Here is a 17,300-nt window from a genome sequence, read left to right as displayed (position 1 = left end):
CGAGAACGACAGAGGAATCAGCGGTATGAAGATCGACTGGGCAGCACTCGGCTCCGTCTTCGGGGTCAGCCTCTCGGCCACCGTCGCCCTCGTGGCCCTGTTCACCCTGGGCCTGGTGTGCCTGTCCAAGCACGAGACCGCCACCGAGCAGGGCGGCACCGCCACCCTGGCCCGCAGCGGTGCGTACGCCTGCTTCGCGCTCGTCGCGGCGGCCGTGGCGTACGGGATCTACCTGATCGTCTCCTAGGCGGGTCTGCCGGGCGCGTCCGGTGGACGCGTCCTTCACACGCATGGACAAGGCTCCCCCCGGGTTCGCCCGGGGGGAGCCTTGTGCCATGTGTCACCGCAGGTCAACGGCGAGTTGACGGGCGTTCGCGGTGCGTGGTGGACTGCGCGGGCCAATACGGCGGCATGGAGAGGAAGTCCGGTGCGAATCCGGCGCGGTCCCGCCACTGTCACCGGGGAGCGCACGCGCTGCGTGCGGCCTCCCGGGAGCCAGGAACTCTCGCCGCCGGACACGTCGAACCAGGGCGCGGACCCTGAGTGAGGACCTACCTGCCACCATGCGTGCCGATCGCGTCTTCGCGTACGGCGCCACGGCGGGCCTGATCGGCGACCGGATCCTCGGTGATCCGCGCCGCGGGCACCCCGTGGCCGCCTTCGGACGAGCAGCCGCCGCCGTCGAACGCGCCCTGTGGCGCGACGACCGCGCCCGGGGCCTGCTCCACACCCTCGTGTGCGCCGGGGGCGCGGCCGCCGTCGGGGCGCTGGGCGCCCGCGCCGTGCGCTCCCGGCCCGCGGCCGCCCGTATCGCCCTGACCGCCGCGGCCACCTGGGCCGTCGTGGGCGGCACCTCGCTGGGCCGGGAGGCCCGGGCCATCGGCGGTGCGCTCGCCGCCGGGGACGCCGAGGTGGCCCGCGAACGGCTGCCGCACCTGTGCGGGCGTGATCCCCAGGCCCTGGACGAGCAGCAGATGGCCCGTGCCGTCGTGGAGTCCGTCGCCGAGAACACCTCCGACGCGGTGGTCGGCGCCCTGGTGTGGGGGGCCGTCGCGGGCGTCCCCGGGCTGCTGGCCTTCCGCGCCGTGAACACCCTGGACGCGATGGTGGGCCACAAGTCCCCCCGCTACCTGCGCTACGGCTGGGCCTCGGCCCGGCTCGACGACCTGGCGGGCTGGCCGGGCGCCCGGCTCACCGCCCTGGCCGCCGTGGTGGCCGGACCCGACCGGCGGGGAGCCGTACGGGCCTGGCGCGCGGACGCCGCGAAGCACCCGAGCCCGAACGCCGGCCCCGTGGAGGCCTCGTTCGCCGGGGCGCTCGGCGTACGCCTGGGCGGCACCCTCGCGTACGGGGGACGGGTCGAGCACCGGGCCGTGCTCAACGGCGGGACGGGGCGGCCGGTGGAGGTCTCGGACATCGAGCGGGCCGTACGGCTGTCCCGGCAGGTGACCTGGCTGGCGCTGGGGGCATGTGTGGCACTGCGGTGTGCGGTGTCACGTCGGACTGGGAGGGGACGGGCATGAGCAGCGCGAAGGCGGGCGGGGGACTCCTCGTCGCGGGTACGACCTCGGACGCCGGCAAGAGCGTGGTCACGGCGGGCATCTGCCGCTGGCTGGTGCGCCAGGGCGTGAAGGTCGCCCCGTTCAAGGCGCAGAACATGTCGCTGAACTCGTTCGTGACCCGCGAGGGCGCCGAGATCGGACGCGCCCAGGCGATGCAGGCGCAGGCGGCCCGCGTGGAGCCGACCGCGCTGATGAACCCCGTGCTGCTCAAGCCGGGCAGCGACCGCAGCAGCCAGGTGGTGCTGCTGGGCAAGCCGGTGGGCGAGATGAGTGCGCGCGGCTACCACGGCGGCCGCCAGGAGCAGTTGCTCGGCGTCGTCACGGACTGCCTGGAGCAGCTGCGGGGCACGTATGACGCCGTGATCTGCGAGGGGGCGGGCAGTCCGGCCGAGATCAACCTGCGCCGGACCGACATCGTGAACATGGGCATCGCGCGGGCCGCGCGCTTCCCGGTGGTCGTGGTCGGCGACATCGACCGGGGCGGGGTCTTCGCGTCGTTCTTCGGTACGACGGCGCTCCTGTCGCCGCAGGACCAGTCGCTGATCGCCGGCTACCTGGTGAACAAGTTCCGCGGCGACGTCTCGCTGCTGGAGCCCGGCATGGAGATGCTGCGGGGGCTGACCGGCCGCGCGACGTACGGCGTGCTGCCCTACCGGCACGGGCTGGGCATCGACGAGGAGGACGGGCTGCGCGTCTCGCTGCGCGGGGCGGTCCGGGAGTCGGTGGTGGCCCCGCCGGCCGGCGAGGACGTCCTGCGGGTCGCGGTGTGCGCGGTGCCGCTGATGTCGAACTTCACGGACGTCGACGCGCTGGCGGCGGAGCCGGGCGTGGTGGTGCGGTTCGTGGACCGGGCCGAGGAACTGGCGGACGCCGACCTGGTCGTCGTCCCCGGTACGCGCGGCACGGTGAAGGCCCTGGAATGGCTGCGCGAGCGCGGGCTGGCCGACGCCCTGGCACGGCGGGCCGCCGAGGGGCGGCCGGTGCTGGGGATCTGCGGCGGCTTCCAGGTGCTGGGCGAACACATCGAGGACGAGGTGGAGTCCAAGGCGGGCTCGGTCGCGGGGCTCGGGCTGCTGCCGGTACGGGTGCGGTTCGCGCCGGAGAAGACCCTGGCCCGGCCCGTCGGCACGGCGCTGGGCGAGCCCGTCGAGGGGTACGAGATCCACCACGGGGTCGCCGAGGTGCTGGGCGGGGAGCCCTTCCTCGACGGGTGCCGGGTCGGTTCGGTGTGGGGCACCCACTGGCACGGCTCGCTGGAGTCGGACGGCTTCCGCCGGGCGTTCCTGCGGGAGGTGGCGGCGGCGGCCGGCCGCCGGTTCGTGCCGGCTCCGGACACGTCCTTCGGTGCGCTGCGGGAGGAACAGTTGGACCTGCTCGGCGACCTGATCGAGGAGCACGCGGACACCGGTGCCCTGCTGAAGCTGATCGAGGACGGCGCCCCGGCGGGCCTGCCGTTCCTCCCCCCGGGCGCGCCGTGAGCGGCCGCGCCCTGCGGGGCTCGTCCCCTACCCGCCCTTCCGCCGTTCCCCGGGGCTCCGCCCCGGACCCTGGTCCTCAACCGCCGGACGCGCTGGATCCAGCCCCACCGGGGGTCGAACTACCGCTGAGCGGATCCGTAGCTGTAGGCCGGGGCAGCATCGGGCGGCGGAGCCGGCGATCACCCCGCGCGAGCGGGGAGCACAGAAAGGGGCGCCGCATGAGGACGCCGTACCCGGGATCACCCCCGCGCGAGCGGGGAGCACACTGGAACTTTTGCACGATGGGACTGCGTCGGCGGCTGCGTCGGCACAAGCCACTCGAAGGAGTGATCGGTTCATGAGCGGCGCACCCTACCCGTTCACCGCAGTGGTCGGCCAGACCGACCTGCGGCTGGCGCTCCTGCTCAACGCCGTGAGCCCGGCGGTCGGCGGTGTGCTGGTGCGCGGCGAGAAGGGGACCGCCAAGTCCACCGCCGTCCGCGCGCTGTCCGCGCTGCTGCCGCAGGTGGACGTCGTCCCCGGCTGCCGGTTCTCGTGCGCGCCCGGCGCTCCCGACCCGACCTGCCCCGACGGCCCGCACGAGCCCGGGCCCGGCACCGCCCGCCCCGCCCGGATGGTCGAACTGCCCGTCGGTGCCTCCGAGGACCGGCTCGTCGGCGCTCTCGACATCGAGCGGGCGCTGGCCGAGGGCGTGAAGGCCTTCGAGCCGGGCCTGCTGGCCGACGCGCACCGCGGGATCCTCTACGTCGACGAAGTCAACCTCTTGCACGATCACCTCGTGGACGTACTCCTCGACGCCGCCGCCATGGGCGCCTCCTACGTGGAACGCGAGGGCGTCTCCGTACGCCACGCCGCCCGCTTCCTGCTCGTCGGCACCATGAACCCCGAGGAGGGCGAGCTCCGCCCGCAGCTGCTCGACCGGTTCGGGCTGACCGTCGAGGTCGCGGCCTCCCGCGAGCCCGCCCAGCGGGTCGAGGTGGTGCGGCGCCGGCTCGCGTACGAGGACGACCCGGCCGCCTTCGCGGCCCGCTGGGCCGGTGAGGAACAGGACGTACGGGCCAGGGTGGTGGCCGCCCGCGCCCTGCTTCCGCAGGTCCGCCTCGGCGACACCGCGCTCCTGCAGATCGCGGCGACCTGCGCCGGCTTCGAGGTCGACGGCATGCGCGCCGACATCGTGATGGCCCGGACGGCATCGGCGCTGGCCGCGTGGGCCGGGCGGACCGAGGTGCGCAAGGAGGACGTACGGCAGGCCGCGCTGCTGGCGCTCCCCCACCGGCGGCGCCGCAACCCGTTCGACGCGCCCGGGCTGGACGAGGACAAGCTCGACGAGATCCTGGACCGGTTCCCCGACGAGGAACCACAGGACGAGCCCGACCCGGAGCCGGACGGTCCGGACGACGGCGGTGACGGCCCCGACGACGGCGACGGCCCCGACGGCGGCGGCGTCCCCCCGCAGGGCGGCCCCGAGACCGGGCACGCGCCGGAGGAGACCGCGGCTCCCGAGGGCGAGGCCCCCGAGCCGCAGCCCTCCGCCCCCCAGGGCGGGGCCGACGGGGCCGAACAGGCCGCCGTACGGGCCGCCGAGCCGTTCCGGACCAAGATGCTCAGCGTGCCGGGCCTCGGCGAGGGCGCGGCCGGGCGGCGCTCCCGCGCCCGCACCGCGCACGGCCGCACCACCGGTGCCCAGCGCCCCCGCGGCCAGCTGACGAAGCTGCACCTGGCCGCGACCGTCCAGGCCGCCGCCCCGCACCAGAAGGCGCGCGGGCGCAGCGGCCGCGGGCTCGTCGTCCGCAAGGACGACTTGCGCCAGGCCACCCGGGAGGGCCGCGAGGGCAACCTCGTCCTGTTCGTCGTCGACGCCTCCGGCTCGATGGCCGCCCGGCAGCGCATGAGCGCGGTCAAGGGCGCGGTGCTCTCGCTGCTGCTGGACGCCTACCAGCGGCGGGACAAGGTCGGCCTGATCACCTTCCGCGGGGCCGGCGCCGAGCTGGCCCTGCCGCCCACCTCCTCCGTGGAGGCCGCGGCGGCGCGGCTGGAGCGGCTTCCGACCGGCGGCCGCACCCCGCTCGCCGCGGGCCTGCTCAAGGCCCACGAGGTGCTGCGGATCGAGCGGTTGCGGGATCCGAGCCGCCGGCCGCTGCTCGTGCTCGTCACCGACGGGCGGGCCACCTCGGCCGGCGCCCCCGGCGGGCGGCCGGGCGACACGCCGCGCGAGCTCTCGGCGCGCAGCGCCCGGCTGCTGGCGGCCGAGGGCACCGCCTCGGTGGTCGTGGACTGTGAGTCGGGGCCGGTCCGGCTGGGGCTGGCCGCGGCGCTCGCCGCCGACCTCGGCGGGCCCGCCGTCACCCTCGACGGGCTGCGGGCCGACTCGCTGGCCGGGCTCGTGAAGAACGTACGTACCGCATCAGAGACCCCCAGGAGGGCCGCGTAATGCCGCAGGGACAGCCGACCGTCGTTCCGGACGACGGTCTCACGACGCGTCAGCGCCGCAACCGCCCGCTCGTCTTCGTCCACACCGGACCGGGCAAGGGCAAGTCGACGGCGGCCTTCGGGCTGGCGCTGCGCGCCTGGAACCAGGGCTGGCCGATCGGGGTGTTCCAGTTCGTCAAGTCGGCGAAGTGGAAGGTCGGCGAGGAGAACGCGCTCAAGGTGCTCGGCGCCTCCGGCGAGGGCGGCTCGGTCGTCTGGCACAAGATGGGCGAGGGCTGGTCCTGGGTCCAGCGCGACGCGCAGCTCGACAACGAGCAGGCGGCCAAGGAGGGCTGGGAGCAGGTCAAGCGCGACCTGGCCGCCGAGACCCACCGGCTGTACGTGCTGGACGAGTTCGCGTACCCGATGCACTGGGGCTGGATCGACGTCGACGAGGTCATCGAGGTGCTGCGCAACCGGCCCGGCACCCAGCACGTGGTGATCACGGGCCGCAACGCGCCCGGGAAGCTGGTGGAGTTCGCGGACCTGGTCACGGAGATGACCAAGGTCAAGCACCCGATGGACGCCGGCCAGAAGGGCCAGAAGGGCATCGAGTGGTGAACCCGCAGCACCTCGCCGTCCCGCGCCTGGTCATCGCCGCGCCGTCCTCCGGCAGCGGCAAGACCACCGTCGCGACGGGCCTGATGGCGGCCTTCTCGGAACGCGGCCTCGCCGTGTCCCCGCACAAGGCCGGGCCCGACTACATCGACCCGGGCTACCACGCGCTGGCCACGGGCCGTCCGGGCCGCAACCTGGACGCCTTCATGTGCGGGCCGGACCTGGTCGCCCCGCTGTTCGCGCACGGGGCGGCCGGCTGCGACCTCGCGCTGGTCGAGGGCGTGATGGGGCTCTACGACGGGGCCGCGGGGCGGGGTGAGCTGGCGTCGACGGCGCAGGTGGCGAAGCTGCTGCGGGCGCCGGTGGTGCTGGTGGTCGACGCCTCGTCGCAGTCGCGGTCGGTGGCGGCGCTGGTGCACGGCTTCGCGTCCTTCGACCCGCAGGTGCGGCTGGGGGGCGTGATCCTGAACAAGGTCGGCTCCGACCGGCACGAGGCGATGCTCCGGGAGGCGCTGGAGGAGGCGGGCACCCCGGTGCTCGGTGTGCTGCGGCGCGCTCCACAGGTGGCTGCGCCGTCGCGGCACCTGGGGCTGGTGCCGGTGGCGGAGCGGCGGGCCGATGCGCTGGTCGCGGTGGCGGCCCTCGCCGAGCAGGTCCGGGCCGGCTGCGACCTGGACGGGCTGCTGGCCCTGGCCCGGTCGGCGCCCCCGCTGCACTGCGAGCCGTGGTCGCCGGGGGCCGCGCTCGGCCCGTCGGCGCAGCCCGGGTCCTCGCCGCTCGGCGCCGGCGAGCGGCCGGTGGTCGCCGTCGCCGGCGGGGCCGCGTTCACGTTCTCGTACGCCGAGCACGCGGAGCTGCTCACCGCGGCCGGGGCGGAGGTCGTCACCTTCGACCCCTTGCGGGACGAAACGCTCCCGCCCGGGACCGCGGGCCTGGTGATCGGCGGCGGGTTCCCGGAGGTGTACGCGCCGGAGCTGTCCGCCAACGAGCCGCTGCGCAAGGCGGTGGCGGACTTCGCCGCGGCGGGCGGGCCCGTGGCCGCCGAGTGCGCGGGCCTGCTGTACCTCGCCCGCTCGCTCGACGGGAAGCCGATGTGCGGGGTCCTCGACGCCGATGCGCGGATGTCGGAGCGGTTGACGCTGGGCTACCGGGAGGCCGTCGCGGTGTCGGACAGCTCCCTCGCCGCGGCCGGCACCCGGCTGCGCGGGCACGAGTTCCACCGGACGGTGATCGAGCCGGGCGCCGGGGCGGCGCCGGCGTGGGGGTTCACGCACCCCGAGCGGCGCGTCGAGGGCTTCGTCCGGCAGGGGGTGCACGCCAGCTACCTGCACACGCACTGGGCGGCGGAGCCCTCCGTGGCCGGGCGCTTCGTGGAATCCGCGGCAGCGCACCGGTGACGTCAGTCCGCGAGGCCCACCACGAGCCAGATCCCGGCCACCCCGCCCACCGTGCACATCAGCGTGGACAGGGCGGGGTGCCGGTGGTGCGCCTCGGGCAGGATCTCGGCGGCGGCCAGGTAGAGCAGGACCCCTCCGAAGAAGCCGAGGTACGCCCCGAGCGGTTCCTCCGGAAGGATGAACAGCAGGGTGGACGCCGCGCCCACGACCGGGGCCGCCGCGTCGGCGAAGAGCATCATCAGGGCCCGGCGGCGGGCGTTCCCGTACAGGCGGGTGAGTGTGTACGTGTTGAACCCGTCGGCGAAGTCGTGGGTGATCACCGCCAGTGCGACGGCCACGCCCATCCCGCCGCCGACCTGGAATGCCGCGCCCAGGGCGACCCCGTCGGCGACGCTGTGGCCGACCATGGCCGCGGCAGCCGTCAGCCCGACCTCGGGGACGCGGCCCCCGGCGCCGGTCGCGGTGCCGTTCTCGGCGCCGTGCGCGGCCTGGCGTACGGCCAGGAGCCGTTCCACGACGTGCGCGGTCAGGAATCCGGCGACGAACAGCAGCAGGGCGAGCGGCACTCCGAAGACCCGCTGCCCGGCGGCATTCATCGCCTCCGGCAGCAGGTCGAGGCCCACCACGCCGAGCATCAGCCCGCCGGCGAGGCCCAGCACGAGGTGGCGGCGGTCGGTGACGCGCTGCGCCGTCCACCCGCCCGCCAGGGTCATCAGGAACGCGCCCAACGCCACGATCACGGCCATGTGCCCCTGGATACCGACTCCTCGCCGCTCGCGCACGTCTGCGCGCGGGTGGCGGGCCACGAACGATTGACGACGACGGAGAGGGCGTGAACCCGATGGGCGAGAACGCGGCGCAGGTGGTGGTCGGGGTCGGCGGACGCGCGGGGGTGTCCGTGGCGGAGGTCTGCGCCCTGGTCGAGGAGACGCTGCGCGGGGCCGGGCTGGCCGCGGGCGCGGTGAAGGCGCTGGCCACGGTGGAGTCGAAGGCGGGCGAGGCGGGGATCGCGGGCGCGGCGAAACGTTTCGGCGTGCCGTTGCTCAGCTATCCGGCGGAGGACCTCGCGGCCGTCGAGGTGCCGCACCCCTCCGAAACCGTGCGCGGCGCGGCCGGCACCGCCTCGGTGGCGGAGGCCGCGGCGCTGGCGGGCGGCGGGGAACTCCTCGTGCCCAAGCGCCGGTCGGTGGCCGCGACCTGCGCCGTGGCCACGGCGCAGCCGCACGACCTGCGCCACCACGGGGACGCGGAGGTGCGCGGCGACGGCGGAACGCTGGTGGACCTCGCGGTCAACGTACGGGCGCAGACCCCGCCGGAGTGGCTCAAGCAGCGGATCGCGGCTTCGCTCGACGTGCTCGCCGCATACCCCGACGGGCGGGCGGCGCGCGCGGCGGTGGCGGAACGGCACGGGCTTCCGGCCGACCGGGTGCTGTTGACGGCCGGGGCGGCGGAGGCCTTCGTGCTGATCGCGCGGGCGCTGGGCGCGCAGCGGCCGGTGGTGGTGCACCCGCAGTTCACGGAGCCCGAGGCGGCCCTGCGGGACGCGGGGCACCGGGTGGAGCGGGTGGTGCTGCGGGCCGCGGACGGGTTCCGGCTGGACCCGGCGGCGGTGCCGCAGGAGGCGGACCTGGTGGTGGTCGGCAATCCGACGAATCCGACGTCCGTCCTGCACCCGGCGGCGACCCTGGCCGCGCTGGCCCGGCCCGGCCGGATCCTGGTGGTGGACGAGGCGTTCATGGACGCGGTCCCGGGTGAGCGCGAGGCGCTGGCCGGGCGGACCGACGTGCCGGGACTGGTGGTGCTGCGGAGCCTGACCAAGACGTGGGGGCTGGCGGGGCTGCGGATCGGCTACGTGCTGGCGGAGCCGGAGGTGATCGCCAAGCTGGCTGCGGCCCAGCCGCTGTGGCCGGTCTCGACGCCGGCGCTGGTGGCGGCCGAGGCCTGCGTGTCCCCGGCGGCACTCGCGGAGGCGGAGGCCGCGGCCCGGCAGATCGCGGTGGACCGGGCGCATCTGCTCGCGGGGCTCGCGGAGTTCGAGGAGATCGGCGTGGCGGGCGTGGCGGAGGGGCCGTTCGTGCTCATCCAGGTGGCCGGGGCGGCGGAGATCCGCACCCGCCTGCGCGCCCTGGGCTTCGCCGTCCGCCGCGGGGACACCTTCCCCGGCCTGGACCACTCCTGGCTCCGCCTGGCGGTCCGCGACCGGGCGACGACGGGCCGCCTCCTCCAGGCCATGGACCACGCCCTGACCCTGACCACCCCCTGACTCACGCCCACCCGCGCCCCACCCGCGCCCCGGACCAGGCTCCCCGAAGCGGGCCTGGGCCCGGGCCCATCCGAACTCCGGGAGGGAGCACGCCCCATGGCCGCGGCGCGAGGCTCCCCGGAGGAGGGCGCGCCCGAACCGCGCCCAGGCTCCGGGCGGTGGACGCGCCAAGGCGGCCGGCCAGGCTCCCCACAGCGAACGACGGGCCAACGCCGTGGGCGAGACTCCGGGAGGGATCGCGGGTCGGGACACAGCCGAGCCCCGGGCGGGGGCACGGTCCGCAGCCGCGGCTCCGGGACTTGGCACGGCGAGAGCCGGAAGGCCGCCGACCGGGAGCCAGGCAGATACCGCGGGCGGTATCGGGTTTTGGGTGGCTGACCTGCGGCGAGACCGATGCGGACCGGGTGCTTCCCGTGGCGGACACCGGCGGCTTGGGCGATGATCAGCACATCAGCCGGGTGGTTTCGGGGGGCCGGAAATGAAGACAACAGCCAAAACGGGGGCGGTCGTGGCCGCGGTGGCGGTCGTGGCCGGCGGGATCATCGCCCTGCCGAGCCTGCTCGACCACGGCTCGGGCGCGGGCACGGAGCAGCGGCTCCAGAGCAGGCCCGGCCAGGGCAAGGCCACCCCCGCCGCCGACGCCAAGCCGTTCACCCTGGTCGCGACCGGCGACATCATCCCGTACCCGTCGATCGTCCAGCGCGCCGCGGACGACGCCCAGGGCAGCGGCGCCGGCCATGACTTCCGGAAGATACTCGCGGGGGTCAAGCCCCTGGTGGCCGCCGCGGACCTGGCGATATGCCACCACGAGATACCGTACGGCCGGCCCGGCGGCCCCTACACCGGATATCCCGCCTTCAAGGCCCCGCACCAGCTGGCCGACGCCCTGAAGGACGCCGGGTACGACAGCTGCTCGACCGGCTCGAACCACACCCTGGACGACGGGTACGACGGCCTCGTCCGCACCCTCGACCACCTCGACCGCGTCGGCATCAAGCACGTCGGCTCGGCCCGCAGCGCCGACGAGGCCAAGGCCCCGGCCCTGCTCTCGGCGGGCGGCGCGAAGGTCGCCCAGCTGGACTACACGTACGGCACGAACGGCATCCCGCTCCCGGCCGGCAAGCCCTGGGCCGTCAACCTGATCGACCAGAACCGGATCATCGCCGACGCCCGCGCGGCCCGTGCGGCGGGTGCGAACGTCGTCGTCCTCAGCGTCCACTGGGGCACCGAGTGGCAGACGGCCCCGGACCGGCAGCAACTCGACCTGGCCCAGGCGCTGACCGCCTCGCGCGGCCCCGACGGGCTGCCCGACATCGACCTGATCCTCGGCACCCACAACCACGTGCCGCAGCCGTACGAGAAGATCAACGGCACGTGGGTGGTCTTCGGCATGGGCGACCAGGTCGCCAGCTTCTACGAGGCGGACAAGGCCCGGGGGAACATGTCCTCGATCCCCCGGTTCACCTTCGCCCCGGCGGCCGCGCACACCGGCCGCTGGGAGGTGGTCAAGGCCGAGTACCTGACGCAGTTCTCCGACATGGGCCCGCCGTTCCGCGTCGTGTGCGCCTCGTGCGCCGCCTCCGACGGCGCACTGGGCCCCGCGAAGCAGGCCGCGTACGCCGCCGTGGACCAGCAGGTGAGCGCGGCCGTGCTGGCGCGCGGCGCCGACCGGCAGGGCCTGGAGCGCGCGACCCGCTAGCGGGCCCGGCGCGCAGCGGCGGGATGCGGCCGGCCGGGCCGCCTACGAGGCGCGGCCCCGCCGGGTCACGACCAGGGCCCCCGCTCCGATGCCGAGCAGCACGAGCGCGCCGCCGGCCACGTACGGGGTCAGGGAACCGCCCCCGGTCTCGGCCAGGCCCGCCTCGTTGGTGAGGGCGGCGCCGGTCCCGGACGCGCCGGTCTGCGGCTTGACGTCGGGCTGCGTCGAGGCGGGCGGGGGGACGGACCCGGCCGGGGAGGTGCAGCGGGCCTCCGCGAGCACGACCTCGCCTTCGACCTGTGCCACGTTCAGGTCCAGCGGGTTGACCGACACCTTCAGGCGGAGCGCGGCCGCGGCGGCCGTGGTGGAGGTGGTCTCGGTACCGGACAGCTCCAGGCTGACGAGGCCCACCTTCGGGATCTCGACCTTGGTCGGGCCGCCCGCCGAGAGGGTGACCTTCTTGCCGAGGACGGTGACCGTCCCGAGGGCGTTCGCGGTGGCCACGGGCTTCTTGCCCGCCTCGCACACCGCCCTGGAGGTGACCTTCTCGGCCTCGACGAGGGAGAGCAGCGGCAGTCCGGGCACGTGCACCCGGGCGTGGACCAGGTCGGCCGCCGCCTCGGCGCGCCTCCCGTCCGCGGTGGCCTTGGCGGTGGCCGCGTCGGCGCGCAGGACCTGCACCGGCTGCCCGCCCTCGACCCCGTCCAGGGTGACGCTGAGGGCGGTCTTGTCGGCCGCCGCCGGGGCGCTGACCTCGTTGAGGGTGGTCTTCAGCGGCAGGTGGACGGTCTTGTTGAGCAGACCCACGTCCAGTCCGGTGCGCAGGACGACGGCGCCGGCCGTGCCGGTGCCGGCGGCGGGCCCGGTGGCGCCGCCGCCCGTGGCGAAGGCGGGCGGGGCGGTGAGCAGGGCGACCGCTCCCGTGGCGAGCAGGGCGGCCGCGGGCATGCGGAAGGTGTTGCGGTTCACGGTGGTGGGACTCCCGGAGAGTGGGGAGCCGTCGCGGCGCCCATGGGGGACATTGGCGCGCGCCGACGGCCTCGACCCTCGGAATCCTTACGCACGGAGAGTGAACGGGCGGCAACCTCGGGTGAGTTCACACCAACGGGTGGTTTTCACCCGCGTATTCGATTAACCGTGCCTCACGAGGAACGGCAGTTCTCTTCCGCCACACCACGAGCGGCGTCCGTCGAACGCCGGGGCCCCGTCCGGCCGTTTACAACGACCGCCGGGGCCCGTACGTCACGCCTCGTCAATCCCGCTCCCCGGGAAGGCCCTCAGGCGCGCACGGCGCCGTTCACCACCACCCGCAGCGGCTGCGCCAGCGCCCGTACGTCGGCCCGCGGGTCGGTGCCGTAGACCACCAGATCGGCGGGCGCCCCCTCGGTCAGGCCCGGCCTGCCGAGCCACTCGCGGGCCGCCCAGGCCGTCGCCGAGAGGGCGTCCAGGGCCGGGATTCCGGCCTTCACCAGCTCGGCGACCTCGGCGGCGACCAGGCCGTGCGGCAGGGAGCCCCCCGCGTCGGTGCCGACGTACACCGCGATGCCGGCGTCGTAGGCGGCCCGGACCGTGTCGTAGCGCCGCTCGTGCAGCCGCCTCATGTGGGAGGACCACTGCGGGAACTTCGCCTCGCCGCCCGCCGCCAGCTTCGGGAAGGTCGCGATGTTCACCAGCGTCGGGACGATCGCCACCCCGCGCTCCGCGAACAGCGGGATGGTGCCCTCGGTGAGCCCGGTGGCGTGCTCGATGCAGTCGATGCCCGCCTCGACCAGATCGCGCAGCGAGTCCTCGGCGAAGCAGTGCGCGGTGACGCGGGCGCCCAGCCGGTGGGCCTCCGCGATGGCCGCCTCGACCTCGGCGCGCGGCCAGCAGGCCGTCAGGTCCCCGGCCTCGCGGTCTATCCAGTCCCCCACCAGCTTCACCCAGCCGTCGCCGCGCCGCGCCTCGCGGCCCACGTACGCGACGAGGTCGGCGGGCTCGATCTCGTGGGCGTAGTTGCGGATGTAGCGGCGGGTGCGCGCGATGTGCCGGCCGGCCCGGATGATCTTCGGGAGGTCCTCGCGGTCGTCGATCCACCGGGTGTCGGAGGGTGATCCGGCATCACGGATGAGCAGGGTCCCGGCGTCGCGGTCGGTGAGGGCCTGGCGTTCGGCGGTCTCCGCGTCGACCGGACCGTGGGCGTCCAGACCCACGTGGCAGTGGGCGTCGACCAGTCCGGGCAGGGCCCAGCCGGACACGGTGGTGGTCCCACGGGCTCCGCGCGGGCGCTCGTAGGTGATCCGGCCGCCGACCACCCAGAGTTCGTCGCGCACGTCGTCGGGCCCGACGAGCACACGCCCCTTCACATGCAGCACGTCATCGGTCATGCCCGCACTGTACGTGCGTCCTCGGTAGGCTCTTCCGACAGCCCCGGAGCCGGAGCCCCGGAGCCCCGGACGAAGAGAGCACCGCCGTGAACCACCCCTTCCTGGACCTTCCGCCGCTCACCGCGGAGCGCTTCGGGTCGATCGAGCAGCGGGTCGCGGAGCTCCTCGACACGCGCCAGGACGTGGTGATCACCCAGGGCGAGGCGCTGCTGCCGCTGGAGGCCTGCATCCGCTCGGCGGCCCGGCCCGGCTCGACGGCGCTGAACATCGTCACCGGCCCGTACGGGACCACCTTCGGCCATTGGCTGCGCGACTGCGGGGCGGCCGTCGTGGACCTGGCGGTGCCCTTCGACACGGCGGTGGGCGCCGGTGCGGTGGCGCAGGCGCTGGCCGAGCGGCCGGAGATCGACTTCGTCTCGCTGGTGCACGCCGAGGCGGCGACCGGCAACACCAACCCGGTCGCGGAGATCGGCGAGGTCGTGCGCGCCCACGGTGCGCTGTTCATGCTGGACGCGGTGGCGTCGGTCGCTGCGGAGCCGCTGCTGCCCGACGCGTGGGGCGTGGACCTGTGCGTGATCGGGGCGCAGAAGGCGATGGGCGGCCCGGCGGGGGTGTCGGCGGTGTCCGTCTCGGAGCGGGCGTGGGCCCGGTTCGCGCAGAATCCGGCGGCGCCGCGCCGTTCCTACCTCTCGCTCCTGGACTGGAAGGAACGCTGGATCGACGGGGGCCGCCAGGCGCTGCTGCACGCCCCCGCGCAGCTGGAGATGCTGGCGCTGGAAGCCTGCCTGGACCGGATCGCGGACGAGGGGCTCATCCGGGTGACGGCCCGCCACGCCGCCGCCTCGGCGGCGACCCGCGCGGGCGCCGTGGCGCTCGGCATCGCCCCGTACGTGCCGGTGGCCGCGCAGGCGGCGCCGGTCGCCACCACCTTGCGGGTCGCGGACGACGCCTCGCTGGTGGTGGCGCGGGCGCTGGCCGCGGACCCGGCGGCTCCGCTGGCGGCGGGCGGCGGGGCGCTGGGCCGGGAGATGGTCCGGGTCAACCACTACGGCGCGGACGCCGCGCTCCCGGTGGTACGGGCGTGCCTGGCGGCTCTGGCCGAGGCGCTGGCGGCGGACCCGTCCGAGGCGCTGGCCTCGGCGGAAGCCGCCTGGGCAGCCGCCCTGCACTGAGGCCGGTGCTCCCCGGGACGGGTCCCGGCCCGGGGAGGGCGTTCAGGGGAGGGCGTTCAGGCCTGCGGGACGGCGTTCAGGCCTGCGGTACGGCGCAGGCTCCGTCGGGCTCGCAGGCGTCGGCCGCGGGGGCGGGTCCGGTGACGGCCCGGCCCGCCCAGGCCTCTTCCAGAGCCCGGGTGAACACCTCGGCGGGCTGCCCGCCGGAGATGCCGTAGCGGCGGTCGAGGACGAAGAACGGCACGGCGTTGGCGCCGAGTTCGGCCGCCTCGCGCTCGTCCGCCCGTACCTCGGCGGCGTAGGCGGAGTCGTCGGCGAGGACGGCGCGGGCCTCGGCCTCGTCGAGTCCGGCCTCGACCGCGAGGGCGAGCAGCACCTGGGGGTCGAAGACGGAGCGCTCCTCGGCGAAGTTCGCCCGGAAGGCGAGGTCGAGCAGTTCCTCCTGGCGGCCGCGGGCGGCGGCCAGGTGCAGCAGGCGGTGGATGTCGAAGGTGTTGCCGTGGTCGCGGCCGTCGGTGCGGTAGTCCAGGCCCTCGGACCGGGCGCTCGCGGCGACGTGCTCCTCCATGGCGCGCGCCTCGTCGAGGGTGCGGCCGTACTTCCTGGCCAGCATCTCCAGGACGGGCGCGGTGGTGCCCCTGGGGCCGTTCGGATCGAGCTCGAAGGACCGGTGGACGACCTCCACCTCGTCACGGTGCGCGAACCCGGCCAGGCCCCGGGTGAAGCGGGCCTTGCCGATGTAGCACCAGGGGCAGGCGATGTCGCTCCAGATCTCGACGCGCATGATCCTTCTTTCTCTCGGGTCGGCGGATTCGCCGGGCCGGCGGGTCCGCCGGGGTTGTCGGGGTCCCGCCGGGGGGGGACGGTTCCGCCTTCAACCAACCGCGGGGCGGACCGTCTCATTCCCCGGACGGCCCTCCGGGACCCTGTGGGATGCTGGTCGGGTGACCTTGGAGGACCTCGTCCGGCTGCGCCGGGCCCGTGACCGGATGGACCGCGAGTACGCCGAGCCGCTCGACGTCGAGGCGCTGGCGCGCACCGCCCTCATGTCGGCGGGCCATTTCTCCCGCAGCTTCCGCGCCGCCTTCGGGGAGACGCCGTACAGCTACCTGATGACGCGCCGGATCGAGCGGGCCAAGGCGCTGCTGCGGCGGGGCGACCTCACGGTGACGGAGGTCTGCTTCGCGGTCGGGTGTACCTCGCTGGGCTCGTTCAGCTCTCGGTTCACCGAGCTGGTCGGCGAGACCCCGAGCGCCTACCGGGCCCGCCCCCATGACGAGGGCGCCGCCGTCCCGGCCTGCGTCGCGAAGATCCACACGCGACCGGTCAGGAACGGAGGAGCGAAGGCCGCCCCCCGCCCTTAGCGTGAAACGCATGGACATCAGGCTTTCGCAGTGCTTCATCGCCGTCGACGACCACGACAAGGCCCTGGCCTTCTACCGGGACGTCCTCGGCCTGGAGGTCCGCAACGACGTCGGGTTCGAGGGGATGCGCTGGGTGACCGTCGGCGCGCCGTCGCAACCGGGTGTGAACATCGTCCTCGAACCGCCGCTGGCCGACCCGAACGCCTCGCCCGCCGACAAGCAGGCCATGGCCGAGCTGCTGGCGAAGGGGCTGCTGCGCGGGGTCATCTTCGACACCGAGGACTGCGACGCCACCTTCGAACGCATCCGCGCCGCGGGCGGCGAGGTGGTGCAGGAGCCGGTCGACCAGCCCTACGGAGTCCGCGACTGCGCCTTCCGCGACCCTTCCGGCAACCTGCTGCGCTTCACCCAGCCCCGGGGGCGGTGAGGTCCGGCCCCGGCCGTCCGACGGCGAGCCAGAGCGTGAGGTGCGAGCCGGTCCGCGGGGCCGCCGGGTCGGGCCGCCAGCCGTGGCGGGCGTAGAAGGCCTGGGCCCGCAGGTTGTGCTCGAACACCTCCAGCCGGGCCCGGGCTATGCCTGACCGCCGCCAGGCGTCGAGGCAGGCGGCGTGCAGGGCGGCTCCGGTGCCGCGGCGCCAGTGGTCCGGGTCGACGTGGAGCTGGGTGAGGGTGGTCTCGCCGGCCGTGGTGCGGAAGGCCGCGACTCCCGTGAGCTCTCCGTCCTGCTCGGCGCAGAACACCCTGCCCTCGGCGTCACTGCGGGCCACGGCCCGGGACCAGGCCTCCCGGCTCCGCGCCAGTTCGGCCGGGCCCGCGTAGGCCTCCTCCGGGATGCGGCCGCGGTAGTAGGTGGCACGCGCCCGGGTGTGGAGGGCAGCGATGGCATCGAGGTCTGCGGGGTACGCGTTCCTGATCATGGGAGGGGAAACGCGCCGGGAACCGTGTCGGTTCCCGGCGCGTGGTCCCGGCACC

16 protein-coding genes and 1 riboswitch are annotated in these 17,300 nt (G+C 75.1%); of the genes, 11 read left to right on the top strand and 5 right to left on the bottom strand.

From position 1 onward, the window contains the following. Nucleotides 1–25 precede the first annotated feature (25 nt). The 6 genes from ABZ128_RS17690 to ABZ128_RS17665 all read left to right on the top strand — a co-directional run bounded on the left by ABZ128_RS17690 (nucleotide 26) and on the right by ABZ128_RS17665 (nucleotide 7,464). A complete protein-coding gene (locus ABZ128_RS17690; protein ID WP_356849312.1) occupies nucleotides 26–247 on the top strand; it encodes a hypothetical protein in 222 nt (73 codons plus the stop codon). Between the two features lie 168 nt (nucleotides 248–415). After that, nucleotides 416–505, top strand: a riboswitch (cobalamin riboswitch). Between the two features lie 58 nt (nucleotides 506–563). Next, the gene (locus tag ABZ128_RS17685) at nucleotides 564–1,523 is read left to right on the top strand and encodes a cobalamin biosynthesis protein (protein ID WP_356849311.1); all 960 of its coding nucleotides are present in this window, start codon (nucleotides 564–566) and stop codon (nucleotides 1,521–1,523) included. Continuing rightward, a complete protein-coding gene (locus ABZ128_RS17680; RefSeq protein WP_356849310.1) occupies nucleotides 1,520–3,040 on the top strand; it encodes a cobyric acid synthase in 1,521 nt (506 codons plus the stop codon). The genes ABZ128_RS17685 and ABZ128_RS17680 overlap by 4 nt, the downstream gene beginning before the upstream one ends. Nucleotides 3,041–3,377: 337 nt before the next feature. After that, nucleotides 3,378–5,471, top strand: coding sequence for a putative cobaltochelatase (locus ABZ128_RS17675; protein WP_356849309.1), 2,094 nt, complete (start codon nucleotides 3,378–3,380; stop codon nucleotides 5,469–5,471). Beyond that, entirely contained in the window at nucleotides 5,471–6,070 is a 600-nt protein-coding gene (gene cobO, locus ABZ128_RS17670) for a cob(I)yrinic acid a,c-diamide adenosyltransferase (RefSeq protein ID WP_356849307.1), read from the top strand. Before ABZ128_RS17675 ends, cobO begins: the two co-directional genes overlap by 1 nt. Continuing rightward, nucleotides 6,067–7,464: a cobyrinate a,c-diamide synthase gene (locus ABZ128_RS17665; RefSeq protein ID WP_356849305.1), complete on the top strand. Its 1,398-nt coding sequence runs from the start codon at nucleotides 6,067–6,069 to the stop codon at nucleotides 7,462–7,464. Before cobO ends, ABZ128_RS17665 begins: the two co-directional genes overlap by 4 nt. A 2-nt stretch (nucleotides 7,465–7,466) precedes the next feature. Here ABZ128_RS17665 and ABZ128_RS17660 read toward each other — a convergent pair whose 3' ends face one another. Then, complete coding sequence (locus tag ABZ128_RS17660) at nucleotides 7,467–8,210, bottom strand: ZIP family metal transporter (protein WP_356849303.1); 744 nt, start codon at nucleotides 8,208–8,210, stop codon at nucleotides 7,467–7,469. A 95-nt stretch (nucleotides 8,211–8,305) separates the two neighbouring features. Here ABZ128_RS17660 and cobC point away from each other — a divergent pair, with 95 nt between their 5' ends. Together cobC and ABZ128_RS17650 are read left to right on the top strand one after the other, a co-directional pair. Further along, entirely contained in the window at nucleotides 8,306–9,727 is a 1,422-nt protein-coding gene (gene cobC / locus ABZ128_RS17655; RefSeq protein ID WP_356849364.1) for an Rv2231c family pyridoxal phosphate-dependent protein CobC, read from the top strand. 478 nt (nucleotides 9,728–10,205) lie between these two features. Beyond that, a complete protein-coding gene (locus ABZ128_RS17650) occupies nucleotides 10,206–11,426 on the top strand; it encodes a CapA family protein (protein ID WP_356849302.1) in 1,221 nt (406 codons plus the stop codon). 42 nt (nucleotides 11,427–11,468) lie between these two features. On the opposite strand, the gene ABZ128_RS17645 is transcribed toward ABZ128_RS17650, so the two are convergent. Together ABZ128_RS17645 and ABZ128_RS17640 are read right to left on the bottom strand one after the other, a co-directional pair. After that, complete coding sequence (locus ABZ128_RS17645) at nucleotides 11,469–12,395, bottom strand: SCO1860 family LAETG-anchored protein (RefSeq protein WP_356849300.1); 927 nt, start codon at nucleotides 12,393–12,395, stop codon at nucleotides 11,469–11,471. A 308-nt stretch (nucleotides 12,396–12,703) separates the two neighbouring features. Continuing rightward, nucleotides 12,704–13,792 (bottom strand): amidohydrolase family protein, encoded by a 1,089-nt coding sequence (locus ABZ128_RS17640; protein WP_356849299.1) that lies wholly within the window; start codon nucleotides 13,790–13,792, stop codon nucleotides 12,704–12,706. A gap of 86 nt (nucleotides 13,793–13,878) precedes the next feature. On the opposite strand from ABZ128_RS17640, the gene ABZ128_RS17635 reads away from it, so the two are divergent. Continuing rightward, complete coding sequence (locus ABZ128_RS17635; protein WP_356849298.1) at nucleotides 13,879–14,964, top strand: aminotransferase class V-fold PLP-dependent enzyme; 1,086 nt, start codon at nucleotides 13,879–13,881, stop codon at nucleotides 14,962–14,964. Nucleotides 14,965–15,040: 76 nt separating this feature from the next. Here the strand turns inward: ABZ128_RS17635 and ABZ128_RS17630 are convergent, their stop codons facing one another. After that, nucleotides 15,041–15,748: a DsbA family oxidoreductase gene (locus ABZ128_RS17630; protein WP_356849297.1), complete on the bottom strand. Its 708-nt coding sequence runs from the start codon at nucleotides 15,746–15,748 to the stop codon at nucleotides 15,041–15,043. A 160-nt stretch (nucleotides 15,749–15,908) separates the two neighbouring features. Between ABZ128_RS17630 and ABZ128_RS17625 the strand changes: the two genes are divergently transcribed. Beyond that, nucleotides 15,909–16,328: a helix-turn-helix transcriptional regulator gene (locus ABZ128_RS17625; RefSeq protein ID WP_356849296.1), complete on the top strand. Its 420-nt coding sequence runs from the start codon at nucleotides 15,909–15,911 to the stop codon at nucleotides 16,326–16,328. Nucleotides 16,329–16,338: 10 nt separating this feature from the next. Next, entirely contained in the window at nucleotides 16,339–16,755 is a 417-nt protein-coding gene (locus ABZ128_RS17620; protein ID WP_356849294.1) for a VOC family protein, read from the top strand. On the opposite strand, the gene ABZ128_RS17615 is transcribed toward ABZ128_RS17620, so the two are convergent. Further along, on the bottom strand, nucleotides 16,733–17,245 hold the full coding sequence (locus ABZ128_RS17615) for a GNAT family N-acetyltransferase (protein WP_356849293.1): 513 nt from the start codon (nucleotides 17,243–17,245) through the stop codon (nucleotides 16,733–16,735). The genes ABZ128_RS17620 and ABZ128_RS17615 overlap by 23 nt on opposite strands. Between the last annotated feature and the right edge of the window lie 55 nt (nucleotides 17,246–17,300).

It is taken from the genome of Streptomyces sp. NPDC006326 (genome assembly GCF_040612915.1).
GTDB lineage: Bacteria > Actinomycetota > Actinomycetes > Streptomycetales > Streptomycetaceae > Streptomyces.
The sequence above is the reverse complement of the archived record's forward strand: the minus strand, read 5'-3'. Positions and strand labels throughout refer to the sequence as shown.